The 618-nt window shown below is 61.0% G+C and carries 1 pseudogene; it reads left to right on the top strand.

The window, feature by feature from the left end:
• Positions 1–126 precede the first annotated feature (126 nt).
• A pseudogene (gene rimO / locus AC1DKD_RS41790) lies at positions 127–618 on the top strand (30S ribosomal protein S12 methylthiotransferase RimO); the annotation flags it as partial.

Raw genomic sequence — 618 nt, 5'->3', positions numbered from 1 at the left:
AGGTTTACCGCGGCATGTCGGGGATCAGGCGCCGAGAAACTTTGGCGAGCGGTTAAAATGCGCGATTGGCTTTGTACCGCCAGGCGGCCATGTCCCGCCTCGCCCGCCCCACATTTGGAAGTAACCGTGAAAAACCCTTCAGAATCAACGACTAATAAAGACCATATTCCAAATGTGGGATTCGTGAGCCTTGGCTGTCCAAAGGCGCTTGTGGATTCCGAGCAGATCATTACCCAGCTGCGCGCCGAAGGCTATGCCATCAGTGGCACCTATGACGGCGCCGACCTGGTGGTCGTCAACACCTGCGGCTTTATCGACGAGGCGGTGCAGGAAAGCCTGGACGCGATCGGCGAGGCGCTGGCCGAGAACGGTAAGGTTATCGTTACCGGCTGCCTGGGCGCCAAGAAGAACGCGGCGGGCGAGGACATCATCACCTCCGTCCACCCGAAGGTGCTGGCCGTGACCGGCCCGCATGCGCTGGGCGAGGTGATGCAGGCGGTGCACACGCATCTGCCCAAGCCCCATGACCCGTTCCTCGACCTGGTGCCGGCCGCCGGGATCAAGCTCACGCCCAAGCACTACGCTTACCTGAAAATTTCCGAGGGCTGCAACCATCGC

The sequence above is a fragment of the Cupriavidus sp. 05T313 genome, assembly GCF_056396665.1.
This window is presented reverse-complemented; position numbering and strand designations above follow the sequence as displayed.